The organism is Rhodococcus ruitaii (assembly GCF_055230935.1).
In genome coordinates, this window is record NZ_JBUYWC010000010.1 from 135,403 (window position 1) to 161,846 (window position 26,444).

Consider the following 26,444-nt stretch of genomic DNA (forward strand, 5'->3'; position numbering starts at 1 on the left):
CATGGATTTCACGATGGGTGGTGCCGCCCCGGAACTCCGGAGCGAGCTCCGCCGGCTGGTGCATGAGCACGTCCCCCCGCATTTCCTCGGGGCATTCACCGACGACCCGAGTGATCTCGAAGCAGCGCAGGAATTCTGTCGACTCCTCGCTGACAGTGGACTGCTCTGCATGACGTGGCCCGAGGAATTCGGAGGCCGCGGTGCGTCGATCTGGGAGCAAACAGTGGTGCGGGAGGAAATGTGGGCGCACCATGAACCCCGCGGCGCGCAGTACATGGGTGTCAACTGGGTGGGTCCCACGATCATGCGTCATGGGACCACCGAACAACAGGACGCACACCTCCCGCCCATCGCGCGCGGCGAAGTCATCTGGTGTCAAGGATTCAGCGAACCCGAAGCAGGTTCTGATCTCGCCTCGTTGCGTACCGCGGCGCGCCGGGACGGTGACGACTGGGTCATCTCTGGGCAGAAGATCTGGACGTCCTATGCCACGATGGCGCAATGGTGCTTCCTGCTTGCCCGCACCTCCACTCACGGCCGGAAGCAGCAGGGGCTCACAGTTTTTCTCGTACCGATGTCGGATCCGGCCATCGAGGTCCGGCCGATTCGGGCAATGCTCGGTCCGCATCACCTCAACGAAGTCTTCTTCAACGACCTTCGCGTCAGCGATGCCGATGTTCTCGGAACCGTCGACGAGGGGTGGACGGTGGTGCAGGAGGTGCTCGCATACGAGCGCGTCGGCATCGCTCGATACGCCCGCTGTGAGCGCTTGCTGCAGGCCGCCCCGTCGGTCCTCGGCGCACGATGGGACGACTTACCGGGCGAGCTGAAGGCGCGCTGGACGCGGATGCTCACACACTGCCGGCGCGCACGGCTGCTTGCGTACAGGGTGGTGTCGATGCAGAGCGGAGGCGCCGTTCAGCCCGGCGACGCCGCGGCATACCGGATCGCGGTGACCACTCTCGATCAGGACAGCGCCGAGGTCCTCACCGAGATCGCCGCGTATGCGACACCACCGATCGCCGACACCGACGATTTCGATGACGACACCGCAAGGTGGTTCCGCCGCGCGGTCGAAGACCACTGGCGCTATTCACAGGCTGCCACTGTCGCCTCCGGCAGTATCGAGATGCAGCGAATTCTCTTGGCCCGAGCACTTCTCGCGACATGATGAACATGGCGGAATGATGAACACTGAACTGAGCAAGGAAGCAACCTCGTACGGACGCGAGGTGCTTCGAGCGTTGGACGTTGCAGGGGGCGATGATCTCGCCCAGCTGATCGAAAGCGACCCCGATCGGCGCGGTAACATCGTCGAGCCGGTGCTCGGTGAACTCGGCGCCTGGGAGCTCGACCCCCGCGGAGATGCCGACGAGCTGGAAGCTGCGGCCGCGCTGTGTCGCAGCGTCGGGTTCTGGGCCGTACCGTACCCGGTAGCAGAGAGACTCGCCCGACCGAGCGATCTCGACGTCGACGGCCTGGTCGTCGTGGACGAAACCGACCCGAAGGCGTCCATCGCGTGCCTCGATCTCCGGTGGGCCGCGGTCACCGTCGGCGGGCGGCGCAGTGTCGCTTACGCGCGGCCGCCGAGCACGCCGCCGCGCATGTCGGCGTTCGCCGCGCAACTCGATCTCCGCTCGATCGACGAGGACGGCACGAAGGATCTTGCCCTCGCTTTGACGTTGCCGTGCTGGACGCTACTCGGAATGCTCGACCGAGCAATGGACCTGACCCGTACGCACGTTCTCTTGCGCGAACAGTTCAGTGCGCCTCTCGCCACACTGCAAGGGGTCCAATTCCAGCTCACCGAGGCGGAAGTCGAACGCACCGGGCTGGACGCGCTCGCCAAGTACACACTGTGGAGTATCCAAGCGGGCAACGACGAAGCCGTCGACGATGCACTTGCGCTCCGGTTGGCAGCCGTCGAAGCGGCGCAGATCGTATTCCGGGTCGCGCACCAACTGCACGGAGCCAGCGGATTCTGCGACGAGACCACGGTGTCCTGGATTTCCCGCTACAGCATTCCACTGCGCCGAATCCCGTGGGGCCCGTCCGGAACCGTGGACGCTCTGGCCGCGCGGATCGACCGACGCGGACTCACGGGGCTGTTCTCCGACGCACCGGAGAAGGCGGTGCTGTGAAATACGAACTCCCGGGTGCGCTCACCGTCGAGTGCGACGGCCCCGTTCGCATCGTGACCATCAACCGTCCCGACGAACTCAATGCCGTCGACAAGGAACTGCACTGGGCACTTGCGCACGTATGGCGGCAACTCGCTGCGGACTCCGATGCCGCCGCGGTGATCCTCACCGGGGCGGGCCGGGCATTCAGTGCGGGCGGCGACCTGGACTGGATCACCTCCTTCCTCGACGATCCGGTCGCGCGCGACGAGAGCGTGAGGGAAGGCGCTGAGATCATCGATGAGATGCTCCGCTTTTCGCTGCCCGTAGTCGCCGCCGTCAACGGACCCGCGGTCGGTCTCGGCTGCAGTGTCGCACTGCTCTCCGACGTGGTCCTCATGTCGGAGAAGGCGTACCTGGCCGACCCGCACGTTGCCGTAGGGCTCGTCGCGGGCGACGGGGGCGCGGCCTTCTGGCCGCTGCTCACCCCCATCCTGCGCTCGCGGGAATACCTCTACACCGGCGATAGGATTCCGGCGAGCACAGCGGTCGAGTTCGGCTTGGCTACGCGCGTCACCGCGCCCGACGACCTGCTGCCCGAGGCGCGGCGCCTCGCCGAACGGTTCGCCGCGCAACCCGCACAGGCGTTGCGCAGTACCAAGCGTGTGGTCAACATGTATCTGTCCCAGGCCCTCGGCGGCCCGCTGCAAGCCGGATTCGCGGCGGAGGTGGCGACCATGCAGTCCGCCGAGCATCGGGACCGGCTGCTCGCCCTCCGGGGGAGTGCGGTGAACCGGGAGAATACGGTGACGAAGACTGTGCCGAGGAAGAAGGGTGCAGGTCTGTGAGCGCCGCGACAAGTATCGGGGGGTCCGCGCTCGAGGAATTCCGGAGCTCGGTCCGCGGCTGGTGCCGCGAGCACATCCCCGGAGACTGGCGCCGGGCCCAAACCGGCGTGTCCGACGACGAATTCGTCCGCTTCCAGAAATCCTGGTTTCAGGAGCTACGCATGGCCGGCTTCGCCGTGCCGCACTGGCCGAAAGAATGGGACGGCGGCATGTCCGTCGCCGAACAGGTTGTGCTCTATCAGGAACTCGCCGCCCACGACGCACCTAGGCTGGTACTGCCCTTCGTCTCGATCCACCACGCCGCATCGACGCTTCTTGCCGCCGGCACCGACGAGCAGCGGAACCGCCACCTCCCCGCGATCCTCGACGGTGAGATCTGGTGCCAAGGTTTCTCCGAGCCCGGCGCGGGATCCGACATGGCGGCACTCGCGACTACCGCCCGCAAGGACGGCGACGTCTACATCGTCAACGGTCAGAAACTGTGGGCCAGTGGCGCGTTGTACGCCGACTGGTGCCTGCTGCTGGCCCGCACCGATCCCGACGCCCCGAAACGCAAGGGCATCTCGTACTTCCTGATGGATATGCGCACCCCCGGAATCGACGTGCGGCCGATCACACAGGCAACCGGTGATTCGCATTTCTGCGAGATCTTCCTGAACGAGGTCCCCATCCCGGCGAAGAACCTCGTCGGACCCGAGAACGAAGGCTGGCGGGTCGCGCAGGAAACACTCGGAGCCGAGCGGGGGATGACCATGCTCGAGCTCACCGAGCGACTGAGTTACGGCGGATTTCGCCGGCTCGTCGACCTGTGCACCCGGCCGGGCCGAGAGGGGGCGATTCTGCTCGACGACACACGTGTCGCAGACCGGCTCGCTACGCTCGAGATCGAGCTCACCGGGTTGCGCGCAGTGGTGTCGGATTTCGTCGCCGACGATCTGCCCGGGCCGGCGGACGCATCGATCGTCAAGCTCTACTACAGCGAACTCCTCCAACGGATGACCGATTTCGGGGCCGAGATCGCTGGTCTCGCCGCCCACACCGATGTGCGGAAGCCTCAGTCCAGCGGATGGGAGTCGGGTGCATGGATGCTCGATTTCCTCGGCTCGTGGGAGTGGACGATTCCGGGCGGAACCAGCGAGATCCAGCGCACTATCATAGGGGAACGTGGCCTCGGTCTGCCCCGCGAGCCGACGGGACAGCGATGACCGATGCACTCATAGACCTGTCCGAGTTCCACGACGAACTGCGGACGGTAGCTCGGGTACTGCTGGAACGATCAGGGCACGATGTGCCGGTCGATTGGGAGTCGATCAGCACGTCGGGATGGCTCGGCCTCGAAGTGCCGGCTGAATTCGACGGTGCGGACGGAACTTTCGCCGAGGTTGCCGTGATCCTCCGAGAGATCGGACGCGCGGCCGCGCGAGGACCGTACCCGGCGGTTGCGTCACTCGCCGTGGCGGCGCTCGAACTCCTGGAACCCTGCCCGGATCGTGATCTCTTGCTACGCGACACGACCTCGGGAGACGCAGTTCCGATATTCGCTCTCGGAGGGGAGAGTTCCGGTCGGTCGGAGTTCGACTTGGTCATCGCCCCGCAGGAAACAACCCTCCGGGGCGTAGCGAGGTTCGTGGTCGACGTTCCCTGTGCAGATCGACTTCTGGTACCGGCGCAGGTATCCGATGGCACGATCGCCGTCGTCGATCTCGACCCGCGAGCACCCGGACTCGTGGTGACCGAACAGCCGGTCGTGGACGCGACACGCAGTCTCGGGACCGTGCTCGCCGAAGGTGTGACGATCCCGCCGGAGTCGGTGTGGCGCTTTCGCGACGATCCGCAGCGCGCCCTGGGGTTACTGCACGATCGTGCTGCTGTGGCTATGGCCTGCGACAGTCTCGGTTCGAGCGAAGCGATGCTCGACGCTACCGTTGCCTACGTCGGGATGCGCGAACAGTTCGGACGCAAGATCGGTTCGTTTCAGGCGGTCAAGCACGCATGTGCCGACATGCTGGTCCAGGTGACGGTGGCCCGACGACTCGTCGACGCAGCGGTGCAGAGCTTGGCGTCCGGAGACCCGGAGGCAGCGACAGCGGCTGCGATGGCAAAGTCCTACAGCTGTGCAGCGGCCGTCGAGATCGCCGGTAAGGCCATGCAAATGCACGGGGGGATGGGATACACGTGGGAGAGCGGCATCCACGTATATCTCAAGCGCGCGACCCTGAATCGTTCGTTGTTCGGCTCACCTGCAGTGCACCGGGCGTACCTCGCGCAGCGGTACCGGTCCGGCTTCTGAAACGAACACCAGAAGAGAGGTCCTGTACGCGCTGTCGGCGGGTACAGGACCTCTTGTTCAAGCGGGCGATTGTGTCTGGAGACGCCGGACGGCGAGCTCCTTGATGTCGCTCGACTTGATCTTCGCAGTACCGGTGAGTCTGATCTCTTCGTTGTCGAAGAACAGCACTTCCCGCGGAACCTTGTAGCTGGCGAGATGCTCGCGTAGGTACCCACGAATCCCGTCGACATCGAGAGTCGCACCCGAATGCGCCACGATGCACGAAACGACGACCTCTCCGAGCGTGTCGTGGGGGACGCCGACGGTGCGGGCGACCTTGACACCGGGGTGCGCGATGAGCGCCTCGTCGACTTCGAGGGGCGAGACGTTCGCGCCACCGGTCTTGATGATGTCGGTGAGTCGGCCCTCCCAATAGAGGCGGTCGGCGGCGTCGACGTAGCCGCCGTCGCCGGTGTGGAAGAATCCGTGTTCGTCGACCGTTTCGCTGAGCGGAATGCCGACGTACCCGAGCATCAACGTCGGTCCCTTGACGCAGATCTCGCCCCGATCGCCTCGAGGAACGATCTGGCCGGTCACCGGGTCGACGATGCGGATCGTCATGCCGGGTAGTGGTTTTCCGCTGCTTCCGGCAGTCACGTCCGGTGGGGTGTTGGCCGGATAGCATGTACTGATCGTGAAGGTTTCGGTGTTTCCGTAGGCATGGCCCGGTTCGTGCCACTCGTCGGTCACCGTGGGGTGACGTGCGACCGGAGTGTTGAAGTCGACGTAATGGAGGCTGCTCAGATCCGCCGTGTCCCAGTTCGGTGCACCGACGAGTTGAGCCCATTGGTGGGGCCAGGCGAACGGGAAGTTCACCCGTTCCTTCTCGATGAGTTCGAGAGCTTCACCTGGGTCGAAGGTCTGTTGCAGGACCAGAGACCCACCGCTGGCAAGGGTGCTCCCGAGTGCCATCGCGAAATTGCCCGACCAGAAGTAGCCGTTCGCCGTCCAGCATCGAATGTTCAGGTCCGGTGAGAACCCATACATCCGACGGAATCGCCACAGCTGAATGGACACGCCGCGATGCGCGCTCAGAATGCCCTTCGGTTTGCTGGTCGAGCCGGAGGAGAAGAACAGCACGGCCACATCGCTGGGTTGTATTGCCGCGGCGGACGCTTCCACCAATTCGCGCGGCTGGGAGTCGCCGTGAGCAAGGAACTCGTCCCATGACTCGATCGATACGGACTCGAGCGACTCGCCATCGGCCTTCTTGCCGACCATCGCCACGTGACGAAGGAAGGGGTACTTCGCCGACTGCAGCCCCGACGATGCGGCGGCACTGATCTGTGGTTCCAGATCGGTGAGGGTCGCGGCGAAGTCGGTCTTGAGGACGCTGCGCTCGAACAACAGGATCTCCACACCCGAGGTCTCGAGCATGTAGTCGAGTTCCGACGGGGTCGAGAACGTGCTCAGAGTGACCGCGACGCCGCCCGCCAGAGATGCGCCGAAGACGGCTGTGATCCACTCCGGGCGGTTCGTCATCAGCACGCCTACGCGACCGTCCTTCGCGAGGCCGAGTCCTCGCAGTGACCGAGCGACGTCGATTGCCCGGTCCCACAGTTCGGTGTACGTCCATCGGGTCACTCCGTCGGCGTCGTGCAGCACGAGCGCTTCGCGATCGCCGTACACTTCGGTCACCTCGCGCAGGAAGCCGGGCAAGGTGAGTGTTCCGAGTCCGGGTTCGTCGGTCAGCGGTGGACCAGACACGATCGAAACAGAGTCTTCCGTGTCTACCTTCGTCTCAGTACTCATGGATGACTTCCTGTTGTGTGCTGGGCCGCTACAGCGGCAGTTCGACCTCGGCCAGGGAAGACACGAGCACGGTGCCGTCCTGGTTGGTCAGGCGGAGCTTGACCTGTGCCAGCGGTACGCCCCAGGTGGAAAGGGGTTCCTTGCCGACGATCTCGGCGTCGAAGTACGTGACATCTCCTTCGAACGCAGGCCCGCGGAAATCCGACTTGATGTGGCGCACCATGCCGTCGAGACCGGCCCAGTTGGCGAGATAGTCGGTGCACCACGCGCCCATGGTCGCGCCGTAACCGTAGGCGCGCGCCATGCCGACCTCGCCTGCCTTGTCCTCGTCGATGTGCCCCCGGGACGGGCCGACGTAGAGTCCGTCTCGTTTACGCGGATCGATCTTGGCGCCTTCCTCGTCGAAGCCGAAACCTTCGACCCAACCCGGATCCTGGTAAACCCACGGATCTTCGATGCCTTCGGGTGCCACCCACTCGAACGTGCCCCAGATGTTGAAGAGGAATGCACGGTACTCGGTGGTGAACGAGGCGATGGTGTGGGGCCCGAGGACCCGCCGGGGCAGTGTGTCGCCGATCTTCACCTCGTCGAAGCGTGGGGAGATTCCGGAACGGGTCGTCAAGAGCCATTCGTAGCGGAGGTTCTCGATCTCGACCAACTCGGCGTTGGTCCATTTCTTCTTCTCGCCGAGCTGGTTCTCGTACATTCCGCGTTTGGTGGCCTCGGCCGAGAGGTATCGGATCGCCGTGGACCGCTCCTTGGCGACGAGGACACCGTTCTGGTTCTTGTGGATGGTGTCGCCGCGCGAGAACATGGTGGGGCCGGCGAACTTGGTCTCCGCGACTTTGTAGTCGTGGAAGCGGCGCTCCTGGAACAACTTGTCGCCGGGGCGGACCGGGCAGCCGTAGAACCACCATTCTTCGCCGCCGAAGATGAGATGGCTCTCCGGGATGCGTCCTACACATGCCGGCGCCGCGCCGTGGCCGTAATCCAATGCGACGGCGATCGACTGCGGGGCGATGATGCCGCCGTATCGCGAAGTACGTGCGAATTCGTGATCCCAGTGGATGGGGTTGGGGTTGTCCATCGCCATGACCCATCGACGGATGTCGGAGGTGCTGCACGGATCCCAGAGCTGCCCGCCACCGATAGGCTTTCCGACGCGATGGTCGACGTCGGACAGATCGAGTTCGGCGCCGCTGGTGTCTTCGGCCTTCTTTGTCACTGGGTTGCTCCTGTTATCGATTGACGTCGACGACGATGCGGCCGCGCACCGTGCCGTCCATGAGCTGGCTCGCCGCGGTGATCGCTTCGTCCAGCGGCACTTCCTGGGTAATCGTCTCGAGTGTGCTCGGGTCGAGGTCGCGGGACAGGCGGTCCCACGCGGTGAGGCGCCGCTCTCGTGGCGCCATCACGCTGTCGATTCCGAGCAGTGAGATGCCGCGAAGGATGAAGGGTGCCACCGAGGCCGGGAAATCCATGCCCTGCGCCAAGCCGCACGCAGCAACCGCACCGCCGTAGCGGGTCTGCGCGCACGCGTTGGCGAGGGTGTGGCTGCCTGCGGTATCGACCACCCCCGCCCACCGCTCCTTCTGCATGGGCTTCCCGGCCGAGGAGAGCTCGGCGCGGTCGATGACGGTGGCGGCACCGAGTTGCTGCAGGTAGTCGGCCTCGGCGGTCTTGCCGGTCGCTGCGGCCACCGTGAACCCGGCCTTCGTCAACAAAGCGATCGCCACGCTCCCGACACCACCCGTCGCACCGGTGACCAGGATTTCGCCCTGATCGGGCGCGACGCCGAAGTTCACCAGGGCATCCACACACAGGCTCGCCGTGTACCCCGCCGTGCCGATCGCCATCGCCTGGCGCGCACTGAACGCGTCGGGCAAGGGAATCAGCCAGTCGCCCTTCAGGCGTGCCTTCTGGGCGAATCCGCCCCAGTGGGTCTCGCCGACACCCCAGCCGTTGAGGACCACGCGGTCGCCGGTCTTCCACTCCGGGTGTGAGCTGTCGGAGACGATGCCTGCCACGTCGATACCCGGAACCATCGGAAATCTGCGCACCACAGGAGATTTACCGGTGATGGCCAGCGCATCCTTGTAATTTAGAGTGGAATACTCCACGTCGACGGTGACGTCCCCCTCGGGGAGGGTCGATTCGTCGATGCTCGTGCGCGTCACCGTCTGGCCGGTTTCGCCCTTCTCGATTACCACTGCCGCAAACATCAGAAACCGAAGTCCTTCCTCAGCCCACACGGGCACGTACGGAGGTTGCGCTCGGTTCGCACGCTACTTCAATCCTTACAAGGATGGCAATACTTGAATATCGAGCCGTGAATGGTGATACTTCCTGTGATCGACGTCACGACCATATGTCTCGATTATCCGGTGCGACGCCATTCTTCTGAGAGGCCATGATGTTTCGACACAGACGTGTACTGTCTGCAGCTGCGGCTGCGTTTGCCGCAGCTCTTCTCCTGAGCGCGTGCGGCGGCTCGGGTACCGATGGCTCGAGCGAGCAGATCGAATCGGGAGACCCGGTCGCGGGAGGTGCGCTCGAGGTACTCCAGACCGGTGAACCACGGTCGCTCGATCCCGCGGCGCTGACCAATTACTGGGCCTTCCAGCCCACGCTCGGAAACGCGCTGTACGGCACGTTGATGGTCAATGATGTCGAAAGCCTCGAGATCGACTACAGGATGGCCACCGAATTCTCGAGTGAAGACGGCGGCAAGACATTCACCCTGAGGCTTCAGCCCGACCTCGCCTTCACCGACGGCACACCACTCGACGCTGCCGCCGTGAAATACAACTGGGATCGCTTGGCCGACCCGACGCTGGGATCGACCTCGGGACGATGGGCTGCGCAGATCGAAGAGACACGCGTCGAGGATCCGTCCACACTCATCGTCACCATGCGGTCCGAGAACCCCCACTACGCGCAGGCCGTCGTCGGGAGTTCGTTGAACTGGATCGCATCCCCCGCAGCCCTCGAGCAGGGTCAGGCCGCATTCGACGAGAACCCCATCGGTGCAGGACCGTTCATGCTGGAATCGTGGTCACGCCAGGATGCGGTGCGCCTCACCAAGAACCCGGACTTCTGGGATGCGCCGAAACCATACCTGGACAGCCTCACCATTCGCTCGGTGAGCGATACCAACCAGCGTGTGAACGCTATGACCACCGGCGCAGCCGATCTTGCGTCGGAGACCAACTGGGAAAGCATGAACAAGCTCGAGGACGCGGGCCTGAACACCGAGGTCGTGGAGACCGGTGGGGGACAGTTGATGGGGATGAACTTCCGGCGCACCCCGTTCGACGACGAGCGTGCGCGGCGCGCAGTGTCGCTCGCCCTGGATCTCGATGCGATCAACACAGTGGTCTACAACGGCATGGGCGAGGTCCCCGAGACGCTCTTTGCGGAAGGCTCGCAGTTCTTCGCGGACATTCCGCTGAAAGAGACCGACCCCGAAGCAGCACAGGAACTGTTCGACGAGCTCGCCGCAGAGGGGGATCCGGTGTCGTTCACGTTCTTGGCGTACCCGACGACCGAGAGCCGAACCCTCGGTGAGGCGGTCCAGGCGCAGCTCAGCGCGTTCGACAACGTAGAAGTGCAGGTTGACGTCGCTGACTATGCGCAGGCTGCGGCGCGGACGGTAGATCACGACTTCGACATGACGATTTCGTCGGCGATCATCCAGGACCCGGACACCCCGCTGTGGCTCGCATTCCACAGTGACTCGTCCGGGAACGTGGTGGGTGTGTCCGATCCGGAACTCGACGCGGCGCTCGATGCCGGCCGGATCTCGGAAGACTCCGAGGCACGCACCTCCGCCTATGCCACTGCCCAGGAACGCTTGACCGAATTGACCCCGGGTGTGTGGTATTACCGCGCGGTTCCGGGGGTGGTGTGGGCCGACCACGTGCACGGAGTCGAGATGTACGCGCTCGGGTCGCCGCTGCCCGAGGAAATCTGGGTCACCGAATAGCTCACGGCCGTAGCGACGGCTGAGGTGATTCCCGCGATCACCCCAGCCATCCGCGCGTGTTGCTGCGGGAGCGGGAAGCAGACAGGCGCGCGGGAACGTCCGGATCGGAGGCGCTATCGCGCCGTCCAGCCGCCATCGACCACGATGGTCTGGCCCGTGACATAGCTTCCCGAGTCGCCGGCCAGCCATACGACGGCACCGACGATGTCGTCGGGCGTGCCCTCTTTCGGGAGCGGGGTGTTGCGGCGCAGATACTCGGCCGCGCGTTCACTCTCGTAGAGGGGGCCCGTGATCTCGCTGCGGAAGAACCCCGGCGCCACCGTGTTGACGCGGATCGAATGCCGCGCCCACTGCACGGCCAACTCGGCGGTCAGGCCGGACAGTCCGAGTTTGCTGGCTGCATAGGATGCTTGGGGGATTCCGGGGACACCCACGCGACCACTGATCGACGAGATGTTGATGATCGCGCCTCGACCGACGGTGCGCATGTGTGGGAACACGTCCTGGGCGAGGCGGAACGGCGCGAGCAGATTGAGGTCCATGGTGCGCCGGATCGCGTCGAGCGGCTCGTCCTCGGCTCGCTCCTCGGTGAACATGCTGCCCGCGCCGTTGACGAGGATCTCCGGTGGGCCGAGCAGTTCGGCCACGGCCGGGACGACGCTGCCGACCTGATCGAGATCCGACAGGTCGCACGCGAGTGCGACGCCCCCGATCCGCTCGGCGAGCTCCTCGAGCCGATCCTTTCGCCGGGCCACCACGGCAACCCGGGCGCCGAGGGATGCAAGAGCTTCGGCTACCGCCGCGCCGAGACCGGATGACGCACCGGTCACGATGGCAACTCGCCCTTCGAGGCCGAACATGCGTGCGGCGGCATCGCGGTTGAACGCCACGGAGGTCTCCTTCGTTTCGGATGCCTGACGAATTCTTGCAGAAGGCACTGGTGAGAGCCGATCCTCAGATCGCGGCGGAACGACGATGCGCCTCGACGAGTTCGGGGAGCCCGGCACGCTGGATCTTGCCCATCGCGTTGATCGGAAGCGCATCGACCCTCGTCCAGACCTCCGGCACCTTGAACGGCGAGAGCTCACGCCGGCAGAGCTCGGCGAGGGCATCGAAGTCGGGTTGCTCGACCGGGCTTTCGATCACCGCGGCGACCCGTTGCCCGAGCCGGTCGTCGGGGATCGGATATACCGCGACCTTGGTGACATCCGGGTGGGTGCCGATGACCCGCTCGACCTCGAGCGGGTACACGTTGGCGCCGCCCCGGATGATGACGAGCTTCTTGCGGTCGAGCACGGACAGCCTGCCGTGCTCGTCGACAGCTCCGATATCGCCCGTGGGAATGGGACCTGGCTCGGGTGGCCGGATGACACCGTTTTCCAGATATCCGAGCATCGGCGTCCACAGATGGGCCCACGGGCCGGCGCTCGCCCCGGTCAGCCTCAACTCGCCCAGCGCGCCAGGTGGGAGGCGGTTGCCTGCGTCATCGTAGGATGCGACGTCGAGGTGGGGGAGGACTATGCCGCTGGACCGGGACTGCCACTGGTCGCCCACCGGATCGATCGACACGACGGTCGGTGCCTCGGTCAGGCCGTAGGTGACGCGGGGATCGAGGCGGTGTGCCTCGATGAATGCGCGGCGCAATGCATCGGGGGTGTCGCTGCCGCCGCTCCAGACCTCCTGCAGGGAACCGAGGTCGAGATCGGGGCGCGCGGCGAGGTCGTAGATCTGGGCGGGGGCTCCGTTCCACACGGTCACCTTACGTGTGGTGATCCATTCGGCGACGCCCTCGAGATCCCGCCGGTTCATGACGACGGCGCACCCGCCGGCCTGTGCCGTGAGCAGAGTGGACAGCACCATGAGGTTGAGGATCGTGAACGGGAAGCTGTCGCCCTTACGCAGATCCGGGCCGTATCCCCGGGTGGCGACGAGGACCGCACCCGGAAGCAGGAGATTGCGCTGGCTGTGGACCACTGCCTTGGGCTTTCCGGACGTGCCACTCGTGAAGGCGATTCCAGCGGCTGCATCGATGTCGTGCTCGAGCGCGGGCGCATCGTCCCCGCGGACGAGCAGTTCGGCCCACCCCTGTGGATCTACTCGGTCGGGCGTACTGAGCTTGCACTGGTCGCCAGCGAGGACCACCGCCGGTGTGCACAGGTCGTGGAGGTACTGCTGTTCGGCGGCGGGGAGGGCCTCGCCGATGCCGGCCCACACGGCTCCGATTCGTTGGGTGCCGTGGAAGGCCGCGACGATGTCCAGATCGTTGGGGAGGCATGCCGCGACCCGATCTCCGGGGCGCACCCCGAGCGACCACAGGGCGCCGGCGGCGCGGCGGGCCTGGTCGTCGAGATCCGAGTACGACCAGATGCCCGAGGCGGCTTCGACGGCGGGCGCATCCGGGCGCTCGGCGAGCGCGGCATCGAGGACTCTGTCGATCGTTCCCGGGATGGCGTTGTATTCGTCCACCCACCAGTCATACCACTATCCTTGTAAAGATTCATCTGATAGTTTGGCGCCCACCCGGACGGATACCTATCCGGGACCAGCCGACCCGACGCTGCGAGGTTCTGCCGATGAAACATCCAGGTCCCCTGTCCGGAGTGCGTGTCGTCGATCTCACGGCGATGGTGATGGGTCCCTACTGCACGCAGATCATGGCCGACATGGGAGCCGACGTCGTCAAGGTCGAGCCGCCCGCCGGTGACAACACCCGGTATATCTCGGTTGGCCCGGAACCGGGCATGGGTGGCGTGTTCGTCAATGTCAACCGGGGTAAACGCAGCGTCGTCCTCGACCTTCGATCCGACGAGGGCGTAGCAGCCCTGCGCGAACTCATCGCCGACGCCGACGTGTTCATCCACTCGATGCGCGCTACCGCGATCGCCCATCTCGGTTTCGGGTACCGCGAGGTGGCGGCGCTGAACCCGTCGATCGTGTACACGAATTGCTACGGATACGGCCGCGGCGGGCCCGATTCGAACCTCACCGCCTACGACGACACCATCCAGGCCGAATGCGGACTGCCCTCCGTGCAGGAGCAGTTGACGGGCGAATCCGGCTACGTCGGCACCATCATCGCCGACAAGGTCGCCGGACTGACCGCCCTGTACGCCACCATGATGGCGCTGTTCCACCGTGAACGGACAGGGGAGGGCCAAGAGGTCGAGGTCGCCATGTTCGAGACCATGGCGGCCTTCATGCTCGTCGAACACGGTAATGGGGCGATGTTCACGCCACCGCTGGGGCCGGCGGTGTATCCCCGCGTGGTGGCGCCCAACCGGAAGCCGTACCGCACCAAGGACGGTCGGATCGCAGCGCTTGTCTACAACGACAAGCAGTGGGCCTCGTTCGTCGATGCTGTGAAACCACCCTGGGCCGGAGAACATTTCGCAACGCTCGCTCAGCGAGCCGCACGCATCGACGAGGTCTACCGGCTACTCGGCGACACGTTCCTCGAACGCACAACCCAGGAATGGTTGGATCTCCTTCGCTCCCATGACATCCCGGCGGCACCCGTCCGAACGCTCGACGAGCTGTTCGAGAACCCGCACCTCGAGGAAGTCGGCTTCTTCGACGAGGTCGAATCACCGTACGGCACCGTGCGATTCCCCGGGATCCCCGCGTGGTTCTCACACACGCCCGGACGTATCTCGGGGCCCGCACCCAGGCTGGGAGCACACACCGACGAGATCATCGATGGCCTGAGTGTCCACGCGGCGGCACACTGCGAGACTGCCGAGCGTGGCGAATGAACGTCCTTACCGCGCCGGACATCGATGTCCGGGAGTTCCTGCGCCCCGGCGACCGCATCGTCATCGGGCAGGCCTGCGGCGAACCCACCACCCTCATCGAAGCCCTGATCGCCCAGGGCCACGGCATCGGCGCCCTCACGGCGTTCGTCGCGACCAGTTTCTCCGGGATCTTCGCCCCGGAGACGGCAGACAGCTTCAGGCTGTCGAGCATGGGCGCGATCGGCTCCCTGCGGTCGATGACGAAAGCGCACTGCCTCGATGTCATTCCGTGCCACGTCAGCCAGGTCGGGCCGATGATCGAGGCCGGGATCCTCGGATGCGATGTAGCCTTCGTCCAGGTGAGCGCAGCCGATGCCGACGGGAACCACAGTTACGGACTCATCAGCGACTACGTGCGCGCCGCGGTGGGCAGGGCGCGTGTCGTGGTCGCAGAAATCAACGACCAGGTGCCTTTCACACACGGCCTGATGCTGCCCGCATCGAGAATCGACTATGCCGTGCACACTTCGCACCCGCCCGTGCAGGTGCCGCCGGCCAGGATCAGCGATGTCGACGCGGCCATCGCGCGACATGCCGCCGACTACATCGGCGACGGCACCGTCATCCAGATGGGAGTCGGCGCGGTCCCCGACGCCCTGCTGCGCCTGCTGTCGGACCGAAAGGACCTCGGCGTCCATTCAGGAATGCTCGGAGACGGCCTCGTCGATCTCGTCGAAGCGGGTGCCGTGACCAACGCGCGCAAGCGAATCGACCCGGGAGTGTCCATCACCGGAGCGCTCATCGGCACGAATCGCTTGTACGATTTCGCGCACGACAACCCGCAGATCAGAATGTGCCCCACCTCCTACACCCATGACGCCTCTGTGCTCGCGCAGCTGGATCGGCTCGTGACCATCAACTCGGCGATGGAGGTGGACCTGACCGGACAGGTCAACGCGGAACAGGTCGGCGACACCTACCTCGGGGGGACAGGAGGCCAGGTGGACTTCGTGCGGGCCGGCGCCCGCTCTCGGGGAGGTCACGCCATCATGGCGCTGCCCGCCACTGCGAAAGGTGGCACGACCAGCCGGATCACCGCAACGATGTCAGGACCGGTCACCACCGCCCGCAGCGATGTCGACGTGATCGTCACCGAATTCGGCGCGGCGGACCTGCGCGGTCGCTCGCTTGCCGAGCGGGCCCGGCGACTGATCGCCGTCGCTCACCCGGACTTCAGAGAAGATTTGGCGCGTGACGCCCACACGATCGAGCAGCGAGGTTTCTGAGAATGAGCGACGCCGTAGTGTTCGATACCCGCGAGGACGGTATCGCGATCATCACCCTCAACCGCCCCGAGACGCGGAATTGCCTCGCCAAAGATGTCCGCGAGGGCCTGTATGCCGCGTGGGAACGATTCGAAGCCGACGCCGCGCTGCGCGTCGCAATTCTCACCGGATCGGGCGACAAGGCGTTCTGCGCTGGCGGCGACCTCAAAGAAATGGTGCAAACCGGGATGCGGGTGCCGCCCCGCGACCTGATACCCGTGCCGTACGACAACGTCGAACTGACCAAGCCGACCATCGCCGCGGTCAACGGCGCGGCGTTCGCCGGCGGATGGCTCCTCGCCCAGTCCTGCGACCTGGCCGTCGCGAGCACTACCGCTACCTTCGCAGTAACCGAGGTGAGGGTGGGCAGGAGCTCGCCGTGGGCGTCGCCCCTGATCCACATGATCCCACAGCGGGTCATGATGGAGATCCTGCTCACCGGCAAGCCCATCACCGCGCAGCGCGCGTACGAGATCGGGCTCGTCAACCGGATCACAGAGCCGCGCGGGTTGCTGGATTCCGCGCTCGAACTCGCTCGTGAGGTCCTCGCCGGTGCGCCGTTGTCGGTGAGAGCGGCACGGGAGACGGTGATGCTCGCCACGGAGATGGGCCGATCGGCGGCCCTGCAGGCCGCGCGGCACGCGTCCGAATACTGCTACAACAGCGACGACGCACAGGAGGGGCCGCGGGCGTTCGCGGAGCGACGCGTCCCCGAGTGGACAGGCCGCTGACCCGAAATACCACGCCGATCGCAAGAATCACCCTGGAGACGAAGACACCCGAGGTGCACGGTCGTGCACCTCGGGTGTAACTGTTCGTGTCCGAATCGGACGGGTCCGCCGGATCTACCGGGGCTTACGGCGGTTGAAGATGTCGCGAACCAGAATGAAGACGATCACGGCTGCGAAGCCGATCAAGTACAGGTTCTCGACCCAGCCGCTGTGGTTGCCGATCATCATCAGCAGCAGGAATACCGCGAAGCCCCAACCCAGGGCGCGGAACAGCCGCGGAGCTTCACCGCTCCATCCCCACTCGGCCGACGGCACTTCTGCCGTATCGACGTGAGTGGACTGCAACTCGGTACCGGCCACCGTTGTTCCTCCTGCTCGCCAGATGCTGGTGTTGCCGCTAATCGTGACATACGACCGCCCGTCGTATGAAGTGGGGGCCGCGCTCCGCGCGTCGGATTCGTCCCGGTCCACCACCGCTTCACGAAACTCTCAGCTGCATCAGGAACACTATGTGCGTGCCCGACACAGAAACCTTCGACCGCACGCGGGTGTTGCTTCTCGGCAGTACCGGCTCCATCGGAACCCAGGCGCTCGACGTGATCGCCGCGAACCCTCACACGTTCGAGGTCGTCGGCCTCGCCGCGGGGGGTGGGAACATCGATCTGCTGCGCGAGCAAATTCATGCCACCGGGGTCACCGACGTCGCGGTCGCTGATCCGGCCGCGGCATCGCGACTCGACCGTCCCGTCCTCAGCGGACCGGCCGCGGTCACCCGGCTCGTGCAGGAGACCGAAGCGGACGTCGTCCTCAACGCATTGGTCGGCTCGCTCGGGCTCGAACCCACCCTCGCCGCCCTCGCAACCGGTGCACGCCTGGCGCTCGCCAACAAGGAGTCGCTGGTCGCGGGCGGGGGATTGGTGACCGCGGCGGCGGCACCCGGGCAGATCGTGCCTGTCGATTCCGAACATTCTGCGCTCGCGCAGTGTCTACGGGGCGGCACCGGTGAGGAGGTGGCGCGGCTCGTCCTGACCGCGTCGGGCGGCCCGTTCCGCGGCTGGTCGGCGGCGCAGCTCGACTCCGTGACCCCGGAGCAGGCAGGCGCGCACCCGACCTGGTCGATGGGGCCGATGAACACGCTCAACTCGGCGTCGCTCGTCAACAAAGGCCTCGAGCTCATCGAGACCCACTTGCTGTTCGGGATCGACTACGACCGCATCGACGTCACCGTGCACCCCCAGTCGATCGTGCACTCGATGGTCACCTTCGTCGACGGTTCCACCCTCGCGCAGGCGTCGCCACCGTCCATGAAGCTGCCGATCGCGCTTGCCCTCGGATGGCCACACCGGGTCCGTGGCGCGGCGCCGGCACTCGACTTCGCGGCAGCCTCGACGTGGCACTTCGAACCCGTCGACAACGACGTCTTTCCCGCGATCGAACTCGCTCGCGCCGCCGGGCGAGGCGGTGGCTGCCTCACGGCGGTGTACAACGCGGCCAACGAGGTGGCCGCCGAAGCGTTCCTCGGCGGTGCGCTCTCGTTCCCTCGGATCGTCGGTACTGTGGAATCCGTGCTCGGCGCCGCCGATCAGTGGTCGGCCGAACCCGCTACCGTTGACGACGTGCTCGCTGCCGACAGCTGGGCCCGCGAGCGGGCTCGCACACTCGTCAAGTAGGAGGATCGGCCACACATGCTGTTCGTTCTGGGCGTCGTGCTCTTCGCCCTCGGCATTGCCGTATCCATCGCCTTGCACGAGGCCGGTCACATGTGGACCGCGCAGAAACTCGGCATGAAGGTTCGGCGCTATTACATCGGGTTCGGGCCCCGCGTGTTCTCCTTCCGGCGCGGAGAGACGGAGTACGGCCTCAAAGCGATCCCCGCCGGCGGGTTCTGCGACATCGCGGGAATGACCGCGCTGGACGAACTCGAGCCCGACGAGCACGACCGCGCAATGTACAAGCAGAAGACGTGGAAGCGCCTGGTCGTGATGTCCGGCGGCATCGCCATGAACTTCCTGCTCGGCATCGTGCTCATCTACGGGCTGGCCGTGACCGGAGGGCTTCCCAACACCGACAACCGCGCCGTGGTCGGGGCGCTGGACTGTGCCGCGCCGACTCAGGCGGGTCCGCCGGACTACATGCCCGCCGAGTGCTCGGGAACCGGTCCCGCGGAGCAGGCCGGCATCGCGGTGGGCGACGTGATCGTCGCAGTCGACGGTACGCCGGTCGAGACCTTCGGCGACCTCGTCACCGAGACGCAGGCGCTGACAGGCACTGCAGACTTCACCGTCGAACGCGGCGACGAGACCCTCACCGTTCCCATCTCGGTGCAGCCGGTGCAGCGCTGGGTGATCGATCGCACCGATCCCGCCGCAGAACCCGTCTCGAAGGACGTCGGCGCGATCGGCATCGGCGGCGAGCCGACGGTGCTCGAGTACACACCGCTGTCCGCGGTGCCTGCCACGTTCGAGTTCACCGGCTACCTTGCGGTGCGCACCGCCGAAGCCCTGGTGTCGTTGCCGAGCAAGGTCTCCGACCTGTGGACCGCGGTGACAGGCGGTGAACGGTCCATCGACACACCCGTGAGCGTCGTCGGCGCCAGCGTCATCGGCGGGCAGTTCGCCGAACGCGGAATCTGGGAGTCGTTCGTGCTGTTGCTCGCGCAGCTCAATTTCTTCCTCGGTGCCTTCAACCTGGTGCCGCTGCTGCCGCTCGACGGCGGGCACATGGCCGTCGCGATCTACGAGCGCATCCGCAACTGGTTCCGGAATCTGCGCGGACTCCCGATCGGTGCGCCGGTCGACTACATGAAACTGCTGCCGCTGACTTATGTCGCCGTGGTGATCGGCGGAGCGTTCATGGTGCTCACTCTCACCGCAGACATCGTCAACCCCATCCAGCTGTTCTGACCTGCGCCGGTAGAATCGCGCAGTAGCTACGAAAGAAGGCGAACTGTGACCAGCCCCGTCGGATTGGGCATGCCCGAGATCCCCGCCGTCCTCGCGCCCAGGCGTAAGACCCGGCAGCTCATGGTCGGTGGCGTGGGTGTCGGAAGCGACCATCCCATCTCGGTGCAGTCGATGTGCACCACCAAAACCCACGACATCAACGCGACCCTGCAGCAGATCGCCGAACTCACCGCGGCCGGATGCGACATCGTCCGTGTCGCGTGCCCGCGGCAGGAGGACGCCGACGCGCTCGCTGCCATCGCGAAGAAGAGTCAGATCCCGGTCATCGCCGACATCCACTTCCAGCCGCGCTACATCTTCGCGGCGATCGACGCCGGCTGCGCGGCGGTCCGCGTCAATCCGGGTAACATCAAGGAGTTCGACGGCCGCGTCAAGGAGGTCGCCAAGGCGGCAGGAGCTGCGGGCATCCCGATCCGTATCGGCGTCAACGCCGGCTCTCTCGATCCGCGCATCATGACCAAATACGGCAAGGCCACCCCGGAGGCACTCGTCGAATCAGCGTTGTGGGAAGCGTCCCTGTTCGAAGAGTGCGGCTTCGGCGACATCAAGATCTCCGTCAAGCACAACGACCCCGTGGTGATGGTCGAGGCATACCGGCAGCTCGCGGCCCAGTCCGACTACCCGCTCCACCTCGGTGTCACCGAGGCGGGCCCAGCATTTCAGGGGACCATCAAGTCGGCCGTCGCGTTCGGTGCGTTGCTGTCGCAGGGCATCGGCGACACGATTCGAGTGTCGTTGTCCGCTCCGCCTGCCGAGGAGATCAAGGTCGGCAGTCAGATCCTGCAGTCGCTGAATCTGCGACCGCGCAAACTCGAGATCGTCTCGTGCCCGTCGTGCGGTCGCGCTCAGGTCGATGTCTACAAGCTCGCCGACGAAGTCACCGCGGGTCTCGAAGGCATGGAAGTGCCGTTGCGAGTCGCGGTGATGGGCTGTGTCGTCAACGGCCCCGGCGAAGCCCGCGAAGCCGACCTCGGCGTCGCCTCCGGAAACGGCAAGGGCCAGATCTTCGTCAAGGGGAAGGTCATCAAGACCGTGCCCGAGGCGCAGATCGTCGAAACGCTCATCGAAGAGGCGATGCGGATCGCGGAGGAAATGGAAGGCGCCGGAGCGGGATCCCCGACCGTGTCCATCTCCTGATACTGCTGGGGCAGGTGAGGCACCTGCAGTGCACTCGGACCCGTCGAGTGGGACACGATTTCCCCGACGGCGTGACACATGGCACTCTGATTTCGTATCGGCTTGTCGACGGGTGGTGAGCGAGTGCTCAAGCTTCTTGGTGTCCGGTCGCTGGGAGGCCGCGATACGGCCGCGGTGCAGCGGGTGCTCGCCCGCGACCCCGTGGCATCGTGCATGGTCGCCGGGCGGGTGGAGGAGTACGGGCTCGACCACCGTTCCTTCGGCGGTGAGATGTGGAGCCGTGGCGGCCCCGACCGGTCATTGTGCTTCTCGGGTGCGAACCTGATTCCGCTCTTGGGGGATCCGGACGACATCCATGCCTTCGCCGAACGGGCCGCACGCGGCCCACGTCTGTGTTCCTCGGTGGTGGGTCGCGCCGAGTACGCACTTCCGATGTGGGAATTGCTGGAATCGACGTGGGGCCCGCCACGTGAGGTCCGCGCGGAGCAACCGCTGCTCGTCCTCGACCGACACCCCCTCATCGAACCCGATTCACGTGTGCGGCGGGTCCGGCCAGAAGAACTCGACCGGTATCTACCCGCGGCGATCGCCATGTTCATCGAGGAGGTCGGAATCGATCCCCGTTCCGGCGACGGGGGAACGAGTTATCGGCGCCGTGTTGCGAGCCTCATCGCTGCCGGACGGGCATGGGCGCGATTCGAACACGGACGTGTCGTGTTCAAAGCAGAGGTCGGGTCGGTGTCGTCGACCGTGGGTCAGATACAAGGTGTCTGGGTGGACCCGGAGATGCGTGGCCAAGGTCTCGGCACTGCCGGCACCGCCGCGGTCGCCGTTGCGGTCACCGCGAGCGGTCGTCTCCCGAGTCTGTACGTCAACAGCTTCAACGTTCAGGCGCGGGCCGCGTACGCGCGTGCCGGGTTCCGGCAGGTTGCGACATTCTCCACGGTGCTTCTGGATTGATGCGGCGCCTGAGGCGAATTCGGCGCGTCAGCGCTTACGATGACGGCGATGAGACCTCGATCCGCTCCGCCGCGCCGTGTCGCGGGGAGATCCGCCGCTGTCGCGACGGCGTTGCTGATGCTTGTCGGGCTCGTGGCCGCCTGTACGCCGCGCGCAGCCGGTCCGGAGCCGGCGGCGCAATTGTTCCTGAATGCCTTCGCCGAGAGAGATTTCGCGGCGGCGGCCACCCGCACCGATCGGCCGGACGATGCCGAGGCCTCGCTCGTCGAGGTCTGGGACGGGCTCCAGGCGGAGGCGCTCACGGCGACCACGACGGGTGCTCGGCTCGACGGTGACTCCGCCGTCATCGACTACAGCTACGAATGGCACCTTCCCAAGGATCGGATGTGGCAGTACACGGGTCGGCTGCACATGGGTCGAAGCGGCGAGGACTGGGTGGTGCGCTGGTCCAACTCCGTGGTGCATCCGCAGCTCGGTGATCGTCAGACGATGTTCTTGAGGAGCGACCCTGCGCCGCGCGCTCGGGTCAACGAGCACGCCGGAAGCGACGTGCTCGTGCCGGGCATCGTCTACGGTATTGCGTTCGACGCGTCTCAGAGCCTGGATATTCCGGCTGCTGCTCGGTCGCTGTCGGCCGCGGTGTCCCAGTTCGACGAGTCCCTGACAGCGCAGTCGATCGCCGAGTCGGTCACCGCCGCAGACGGCCCGCGCGCAGTCGTACGCCTTCGCGGCGACGACTACGAACTCGTCGCTGATGCATTGTCATCGATTCCGGGTGTCGTCGTCAGCGAACAGGCAGACATGATCGCCACCGACCGTACCTTCGCTCCGGACCTGATCGGACAGGTCAAGAAGACGATTGTCGACCAGGTCGACGGCACCGCCGGCTGGAGTGTGGTGCTCGTCAATCAGTACGGTGTCGAAACCGGTGTCCTGACGGAGACCGCGCCGCAGCCGGTGCCGTCGTTCTCGATCAGCCTCGACCGACCGATCCAGGTCGCTGCCCAAGCGGCGGTGGACGGTCGTGCCGAGCAGTCGATGATGGTCGTGATCGAGGCATCGACAGGTGCCGTCCTCGCCGTTGCGCAGAACGCGGCGGCCGACACGGATGGCCCGGTTGCGCTCATGGGGCAGTACCCTCCCGGCTCGACATTCAAGATCATCACCGCGGGTGCGGCGATTGCGAACGGACACGCGACCCCGGAGACGATGGTGCCGTGCCCCGGCCGGATCACCATCGGTGAGCGCAGTGTTCCCAACTACAACGAGTTCGCGCTCGGCACCGTCCCGATGGCCACCGCGTTCGCGCGCTCGTGCAATACGACCTTCGCCAAGCTCGCCTCCGAAATGGAATCCGACGCGCTCACCGTCGCCGCGGCCCAGTTCGGGATCGGCGTCGACCACGACGTGGTGGGTATGCCGACGGACTCGGGATCCGTTCCGCCCGCAGAGGATCTCGTCGAGCGCACCGAGGACGGATTCGGGCAGGGCAAGGTGGTCGTCAGCCCGTTCGGGATGGCGCTCGCTGCAGCGACGGTATCGAGCGGTCACACCCCGGTCCCGTATCTCATCCAGGGCAGGGAGACTGTGGTGGAGGGGGAGGCGGCGCCGGTCTCCGCCGAGGTGGTCGACGGGTTGCGCGGCATGATGCGTCTGGTCATCACGAGCGGGACGGCCGACCGGATCCGTGATCAGGGAGACGTCTACGGCAAGACAGGTGAAGCCGAAGTCGAGGGCGGCTCACACTCGTGGTTCGTCGGCTACCGCGGTGATCTCGCCTTCGCGACACTTGTGGTCCGCGGTGGGAGTTCGGACAACGCGGTGGGCGTCACGCGCGACATGTTCGCCGCGCTGCCACCCGAATACCGATCGGACGGGGCGTGAGCGACGTGGAGCAGCCGCGACACGGTCAGGGCAGCAGGCCCAGCCTTCTCGCGACGGCCACTGCTTCATAGCGAGAATGCACGTCGAGCTTGGTCATGGTGCTGCGCAGGTAGCTCTTGACGGTCTCGGACCCCACCGCCAAGCGCCGGGCGATCTCGGCGTTGGTGCACCCCAACGCCACGTACGACAGGACATCTGTCTCACGCGCCGAGAGCGTGACCTCGGTATCCGATGGTGATTCCCCGACAAGGGCCGATGCGAGGCGGTCGGACAGGGCCCTGAGCTGGTGCTGGAGTCCGGCATCCGCGACGTTCTGCGCCAGCGTCCGCAATTCCGCGTGGATCTCCCGCACTTCGGTGGTGGCGACCGGCTCTTTCGTGTCGGAGGTGAGGTAGCCGAGCATCGCAACCCGCCGATCCACCTCGTCGCGCACCGTGATCTCGTTCGCCAGCCGGGTCGCGGCGTGAACGAACGCGCTCACAGCCCGATCCCCGAATTGGACTTGCTGGCGGACTGCGCCGTACAGCACCGCGCGCGCCGCGCCGCCGACCACGACCGGCACCGCCAGGATCGAGCGCAGCCCCTCGCCGAGGACCGGACGGTCGAAGTGATGGGTGATCGACGACGCGCTTCCGTAGTCGGCGACGGTCAACGGACGTGCCTCGTCGAGTGCGCGCCCGCCGAGACCCGCGCGCGGCGGCACGACCACACCCGCCAGGGCATTCGTCCGGGTACCGAGGAACTCACTGAGGTGCAAGTGCCCGCTCTTCACCTCACCGGCGAAGACGACGGGAACCTGCGCGTGCGAGGCGGTTCGGCGCAGCTCGTTCCGCAGGGCGTCGCAGTCTCGCGGACGAAGCACGGAGGCGGGAGCGGTGGGCACGGTCGACCACCCCTTTCCGGGGGTATCGGGAGATGCTTGTGACAGGGATCATAGATCGTGCCGGGACCGTGGGGCCCGGACCCCCATGCCGATGCGTTATGAAAGGACGGACCGATGGCCGACCCAGCGACCCGTGTGCAGGAACTTCTGGATCGCTACGACACTGCCGACGCCACCGCCGCCCACCTGTTGTGCGACGACCACCCGGCCGACGCGGTGGCCTTCACGGTGATCGACGCCGATCTCGGATCGGTCGACCTGACGTACGGTGACCTGTCCGAGCGGTCGGCGCGATTCGCGACCGCGCTCGCCGAGCTCGGTGTGGAACCGGGCGATCATGTCGCGACCCTGATGGGCAAGTCCGCAGACCTCGTCGTCGCGCTGCTCGGGATCTGGCGCCGCGGTGCCGTCCACGTCCCGCTGTTCACCGCGTTCGCTCCGCCGGCGATCGCGTTCCGTCTCGGCGCGAGCGGCGCGAAGGTGGTTGTCGCCGATGGTGACCAGGTGAGCAAGCTCGCTCCCGGCGACGACATCCCGCGCGACCCGCCGTGGCAGGTCATCGTGGCAGGCGATGGAGACGGTGTCGGAGTGAGCTTCGCCGAGCTCGTCGAAACCCATCCCGCCGACGATCCGCGTGGAGCCGCGGTGTCGGTGGGCGGTGGCGGCGGCCTCGTCCAGCTGTTCACATCGGGTACCACCGGCACCCCCAAGGGTGTGCCGGTGCCGGTCAAGGCATTGGCGTCGTTCCACGCCTACCTCGAATTCGGTCTCGACGTCCGCGAGGACGACGTGTTCTGGAACGCGGCCGATCCGGGTTGGGCGTATGGGCTCTACTACGCGCTGCTCGGACCGCTGGCGGCGGGACGCCGGAGTCTGCTGTTGCACGCCGGGTTCTCCCCGGCGCTCACCTGGAAGGTGCTCGACACGTTCGGTGTCACCAACTTCGCGGCAGCGCCGACGGTGTATCGGTCGCTGCGCGCCGACCCCGCCCCGCACGTCCCGATCCGTCTGCGGCGGGCGTCGTCGGCGGGGGAGCCGCTGACTCCCGACGTGCTGGCCTGGTCGCGCGACACGCTCGGTGTGGTCGTACGCGACCAGTACGGGCAGACCGAGCACGGCATGTTCGTCGTCGACGCGTGGGCTGACGGGCTCCGCGAGGACGTGCCGGAGCGATCGATGGGGAAGCCACTGCCGGGGTGGAGCTGCGCTGTCCTGCGCGACGACAGCGACGACATCGCCGAACCGGGTGAGCTCGGCCGGGTGGCGATCGATGTGGAGAGCAGTCCACTGGTGTGGTTCACCGGGTACGTCGATGCGCCCGACAAGACCGCGACCCGATTCACCGACGACGGTCGCTGGTACCTGACCGGCGACGCCGGGAAGGTCGACGAGAACGGCTTCTTCTTCTTCTCGTCGCGTGACGACGACGTCATCATCATGGCCGGCTACCGGATCGGTCCGTTCGACGTCGAATCCGTGCTGGTGATGCATCCGGACGTGGTGGAGGCCGCGGTCGTCGGTCTTCCCGACGAGCTCCGCGGTGAGGTTCTCGAAGCGTTCGTGGTGCTCCGCGACGGTGTCGACGGCGATGATGCGCTCGAATCGGACCTGCAACAGCTCGTGAAGAAGAAGTTCGCGGCGCACGCCTATCCTCGGGCGGTTCACTTCGTTCCACACTTGCCCAAGACTCCGAGCGGCAAGGTCCAGCGGTTCATCCTGCGTCAGCGGTGACGCACACCACGCGTCTGCCGGGAGCAGGGTCCTGGAAACGTCTGGCTTCCTGAGGCCGGGACCCA

The 26,444-nt window shown here is 65.9% G+C and carries 22 protein-coding genes; 15 read left to right on the top strand and 7 right to left on the bottom strand.

The genetic code is table 11. The features are described 5' to 3' along the window. The first annotated feature begins 1 nt into the window (after position 1). From ACZI8W_RS14785 to ACZI8W_RS14805, 5 genes are read left to right on the top strand one after another with little or no spacing between them, the layout of a single operon-like run. A complete protein-coding gene (locus ACZI8W_RS14785; RefSeq protein WP_463369248.1) occupies positions 2 to 1,171 on the top strand; it encodes an acyl-CoA dehydrogenase family protein in 1,170 nt (389 codons plus the stop codon). Between the two features lie 16 nt (positions 1,172 to 1,187). Then, the gene (locus tag ACZI8W_RS14790) at positions 1,188 to 2,141 is read left to right on the top strand and encodes an acyl-CoA dehydrogenase family protein (RefSeq protein WP_463369359.1); all 954 of its coding nucleotides are present in this window, start codon (positions 1,188 to 1,190) and stop codon (positions 2,139 to 2,141) included. Further along, on the top strand, positions 2,138 to 2,968 hold the full coding sequence (locus tag ACZI8W_RS14795) for an enoyl-CoA hydratase/isomerase family protein (protein ID WP_463369249.1): 831 nt from the start codon (positions 2,138 to 2,140) through the stop codon (positions 2,966 to 2,968). Before ACZI8W_RS14790 ends, ACZI8W_RS14795 begins: the two co-directional genes overlap by 4 nt. Next, positions 2,965 to 4,173, top strand: coding sequence for an acyl-CoA dehydrogenase family protein (locus tag ACZI8W_RS14800; RefSeq protein WP_463369250.1), 1,209 nt, complete (start codon positions 2,965 to 2,967; stop codon positions 4,171 to 4,173). Before ACZI8W_RS14795 ends, ACZI8W_RS14800 begins: the two co-directional genes overlap by 4 nt. After that, a complete protein-coding gene (locus tag ACZI8W_RS14805) occupies positions 4,170 to 5,258 on the top strand; it encodes an acyl-CoA dehydrogenase family protein (protein ID WP_463369251.1) in 1,089 nt (362 codons plus the stop codon). Before ACZI8W_RS14800 ends, ACZI8W_RS14805 begins: the two co-directional genes overlap by 4 nt. Before the next feature lie 57 nt (positions 5,259 to 5,315). Here ACZI8W_RS14805 and ACZI8W_RS14810 read toward each other — a convergent pair whose 3' ends face one another. From ACZI8W_RS14810 to acuI, 3 genes are read right to left on the bottom strand one after another with little or no spacing between them, the layout of a single operon-like run. Next, complete coding sequence (locus ACZI8W_RS14810) at positions 5,316 to 7,049, bottom strand: class I adenylate-forming enzyme family protein (RefSeq protein ID WP_463369252.1); 1,734 nt, start codon at positions 7,047 to 7,049, stop codon at positions 5,316 to 5,318. Positions 7,050 to 7,077: 28 nt separating this feature from the next. Continuing rightward, the gene (locus ACZI8W_RS14815) at positions 7,078 to 8,274 is read right to left on the bottom strand and encodes a MaoC family dehydratase (RefSeq protein WP_463369253.1); all 1,197 of its coding nucleotides are present in this window, start codon (positions 8,272 to 8,274) and stop codon (positions 7,078 to 7,080) included. A gap of 13 nt (positions 8,275 to 8,287) precedes the next feature. Continuing rightward, positions 8,288 to 9,271, bottom strand: a complete 984-nt coding sequence (gene acuI, locus ACZI8W_RS14820) for an acrylyl-CoA reductase (NADPH) (RefSeq protein WP_463369360.1) — start codon at positions 9,269 to 9,271, stop codon at positions 8,288 to 8,290. 188 nt (positions 9,272 to 9,459) lie between these two features. On the opposite strand from acuI, the gene ACZI8W_RS14825 reads away from it, so the two are divergent. Further along, complete coding sequence (locus ACZI8W_RS14825) at positions 9,460 to 11,034, top strand: ABC transporter substrate-binding protein (RefSeq protein ID WP_463369254.1); 1,575 nt, start codon at positions 9,460 to 9,462, stop codon at positions 11,032 to 11,034. A gap of 113 nt (positions 11,035 to 11,147) precedes the next feature. Here ACZI8W_RS14825 and ACZI8W_RS14830 read toward each other — a convergent pair whose 3' ends face one another. Beyond that, entirely contained in the window at positions 11,148 to 11,924 is a 777-nt protein-coding gene (locus tag ACZI8W_RS14830) for an SDR family NAD(P)-dependent oxidoreductase (RefSeq protein ID WP_463369255.1), read from the bottom strand. Positions 11,925 to 11,988: 64 nt separating this feature from the next. After that, positions 11,989 to 13,500 carry a class I adenylate-forming enzyme family protein gene (locus ACZI8W_RS14835; RefSeq protein WP_463369256.1) on the bottom strand — a complete coding sequence of 504 codons (1,512 nt, stop codon included), beginning with the start codon at positions 13,498 to 13,500 and terminating at the stop codon, positions 11,989 to 11,991. 107 nt (positions 13,501 to 13,607) lie between these two features. On the opposite strand from ACZI8W_RS14835, the gene ACZI8W_RS14840 reads away from it, so the two are divergent. Genes ACZI8W_RS14840 through ACZI8W_RS14850 form a run of 3 tightly spaced genes read left to right on the top strand, consistent with a single transcriptional unit; the run spans position 13,608 to position 16,821 of the window. Next, complete coding sequence (locus ACZI8W_RS14840; RefSeq protein ID WP_463369257.1) at positions 13,608 to 14,786, top strand: CaiB/BaiF CoA transferase family protein; 1,179 nt, start codon at positions 13,608 to 13,610, stop codon at positions 14,784 to 14,786. Further along, a complete protein-coding gene (locus ACZI8W_RS14845) occupies positions 14,783 to 16,051 on the top strand; it encodes an acetyl-CoA hydrolase/transferase family protein (protein ID WP_463369258.1) in 1,269 nt (422 codons plus the stop codon). Before ACZI8W_RS14840 ends, ACZI8W_RS14845 begins: the two co-directional genes overlap by 4 nt. Before the next feature lie 2 nt (positions 16,052 to 16,053). Further along, positions 16,054 to 16,821 carry an enoyl-CoA hydratase/isomerase family protein gene (locus ACZI8W_RS14850; RefSeq protein WP_463369259.1) on the top strand — a complete coding sequence of 256 codons (768 nt, stop codon included), beginning with the start codon at positions 16,054 to 16,056 and terminating at the stop codon, positions 16,819 to 16,821. 114 nt (positions 16,822 to 16,935) lie between these two features. Here the strand turns inward: ACZI8W_RS14850 and ACZI8W_RS14855 are convergent, their stop codons facing one another. Continuing rightward, complete coding sequence (locus tag ACZI8W_RS14855; protein WP_463369260.1) at positions 16,936 to 17,181, bottom strand: DUF2631 domain-containing protein; 246 nt, start codon at positions 17,179 to 17,181, stop codon at positions 16,936 to 16,938. Between the two features lie 149 nt (positions 17,182 to 17,330). Here ACZI8W_RS14855 and dxr point away from each other — a divergent pair, with 149 nt between their 5' ends. The 5 genes from dxr (at position 17,331) to ACZI8W_RS14880 (ending at position 23,765) form a co-directional block, all read left to right on the top strand. Then, entirely contained in the window at positions 17,331 to 18,491 is a 1,161-nt protein-coding gene (gene dxr, locus ACZI8W_RS14860; protein ID WP_463369261.1) for a 1-deoxy-D-xylulose-5-phosphate reductoisomerase, read from the top strand. A gap of 15 nt (positions 18,492 to 18,506) precedes the next feature. Next, a complete protein-coding gene (locus tag ACZI8W_RS14865) occupies positions 18,507 to 19,724 on the top strand; it encodes a M50 family metallopeptidase (protein WP_463369262.1) in 1,218 nt (405 codons plus the stop codon). A 45-nt stretch (positions 19,725 to 19,769) separates the two neighbouring features. Then, positions 19,770 to 20,921, top strand: coding sequence for a flavodoxin-dependent (E)-4-hydroxy-3-methylbut-2-enyl-diphosphate synthase (gene ispG / locus ACZI8W_RS14870; protein WP_463369263.1), 1,152 nt, complete (start codon positions 19,770 to 19,772; stop codon positions 20,919 to 20,921). Between the two features lie 123 nt (positions 20,922 to 21,044). Continuing rightward, positions 21,045 to 21,881: a GNAT family N-acetyltransferase gene (locus ACZI8W_RS14875; RefSeq protein ID WP_463369264.1), complete on the top strand. Its 837-nt coding sequence runs from the start codon at positions 21,045 to 21,047 to the stop codon at positions 21,879 to 21,881. Positions 21,882 to 21,929: 48 nt separating this feature from the next. Next, a complete protein-coding gene (locus ACZI8W_RS14880) occupies positions 21,930 to 23,765 on the top strand; it encodes a penicillin-binding transpeptidase domain-containing protein (protein ID WP_463369265.1) in 1,836 nt (611 codons plus the stop codon). A 25-nt stretch (positions 23,766 to 23,790) separates the two neighbouring features. On the opposite strand, the gene ACZI8W_RS14885 is transcribed toward ACZI8W_RS14880, so the two are convergent. After that, positions 23,791 to 24,648, bottom strand: a complete 858-nt coding sequence (locus ACZI8W_RS14885) for a helix-turn-helix transcriptional regulator (protein ID WP_463369266.1) — start codon at positions 24,646 to 24,648, stop codon at positions 23,791 to 23,793. 114 nt (positions 24,649 to 24,762) lie between these two features. On the opposite strand from ACZI8W_RS14885, the gene ACZI8W_RS14890 reads away from it, so the two are divergent. Further along, entirely contained in the window at positions 24,763 to 26,379 is a 1,617-nt protein-coding gene (locus ACZI8W_RS14890; RefSeq protein WP_463369267.1) for an AMP-binding protein, read from the top strand. Positions 26,380 to 26,444: the final 65 nt, after the last annotated feature.

What these genes read in the sequence shown, in the direction of transcription:
- acuI (WP_463369360.1), bottom strand. Translation starts at nt 9,271, where the DNA reads ATGTTTGCGGCAGTGGTAATCGAGAAGGGCGAAACCGGCCAGACGGTG.
- ACZI8W_RS14850 (WP_463369259.1), top strand. Translation starts at nt 16,054, where the DNA reads ATGAGCGACGCCGTAGTGTTCGATACCCGCGAGGACGGTATCGCGATC.
- ACZI8W_RS14890 (WP_463369267.1), top strand. Translation starts at nt 24,763, where the DNA reads ATGGCCGACCCAGCGACCCGTGTGCAGGAACTTCTGGATCGCTACGAC.
- ACZI8W_RS14825 (WP_463369254.1), top strand. Translation starts at nt 9,460, where the DNA reads ATGATGTTTCGACACAGACGTGTACTGTCTGCAGCTGCGGCTGCGTTT.
- ACZI8W_RS14790 (WP_463369359.1), top strand. Translation starts at nt 1,188, where the DNA reads ATGAACACTGAACTGAGCAAGGAAGCAACCTCGTACGGACGCGAGGTG.
- ACZI8W_RS14810 (WP_463369252.1), bottom strand. Translation starts at nt 7,049, where the DNA reads ATGAGTACTGAGACGAAGGTAGACACGGAAGACTCTGTTTCGATCGTG.
- ACZI8W_RS14805 (WP_463369251.1), top strand. Translation starts at nt 4,170, where the DNA reads ATGACCGATGCACTCATAGACCTGTCCGAGTTCCACGACGAACTGCGG.
- ACZI8W_RS14865 (WP_463369262.1), top strand. Translation starts at nt 18,507, where the DNA reads ATGCTGTTCGTTCTGGGCGTCGTGCTCTTCGCCCTCGGCATTGCCGTA.
- ACZI8W_RS14845 (WP_463369258.1), top strand. Translation starts at nt 14,783, where the DNA reads ATGAACGTCCTTACCGCGCCGGACATCGATGTCCGGGAGTTCCTGCGC.
- ACZI8W_RS14840 (WP_463369257.1), top strand. Translation starts at nt 13,608, where the DNA reads ATGAAACATCCAGGTCCCCTGTCCGGAGTGCGTGTCGTCGATCTCACG.
- ACZI8W_RS14785 (WP_463369248.1), top strand. Translation starts at nt 2, where the DNA reads ATGGATTTCACGATGGGTGGTGCCGCCCCGGAACTCCGGAGCGAGCTC.
- dxr (WP_463369261.1), top strand. Translation starts at nt 17,331, where the DNA reads ATGTGCGTGCCCGACACAGAAACCTTCGACCGCACGCGGGTGTTGCTT.
- ACZI8W_RS14880 (WP_463369265.1), top strand. Translation starts at nt 21,930, where the DNA reads ATGAGACCTCGATCCGCTCCGCCGCGCCGTGTCGCGGGGAGATCCGCC.